The following is a 379-nucleotide window of genomic DNA, read 5'->3' as shown; positions in this document are numbered from 1 at the left end:
ACCCTTTTCCTCATTTTCACTTCACTTTAAACTGTTTAATAACTGCCATCATTTTATCCGCATTGTCAGCCAAATATTGGCTAATATTGCTTAACTCATTAACAATTTGGACTTGTTGATCTGATGCACTTGCGACTCTTGTAGCACGGTTTGCATTGTTTACTACGATGTCATTCATCTGCTCAGTAGAAGCAAGAATCTCCTCTGAACTTGCAGACATTTGTTCTACGACAGCAGAATCTTCTTGAATTTCTTCATTCACATGCCGTACGGATTGTAAAATAGCTTTTAAATTTGTGCCAATTGAGCTGACCGCTAGGCTTCCTTCTTTCACTTCAAGTGAACTTTCATTCATCTCTTTTACTACACTTTCTGCAGT

Annotated in this window: 1 pseudogene; it reads right to left on the bottom strand. The window is 37.7% G+C overall.

What is annotated here, in order from left to right:
* Window positions 1–16: 16 nt before the first annotated feature.
* A pseudogene (locus JFL43_RS22200) lies at window positions 17–379 on the bottom strand (methyl-accepting chemotaxis protein); the annotation flags it as partial.

The sequence above is a fragment of the Viridibacillus soli genome, assembly GCF_016612995.1.
In the GTDB taxonomy this organism is placed as follows: Bacteria; Bacillota; Bacilli; order Bacillales_A; family Planococcaceae; genus Viridibacillus; species Viridibacillus soli.
The sequence above is the reverse complement of the archived record's forward strand: the minus strand, read 5'-3'. Positions and strand labels throughout refer to the sequence as shown.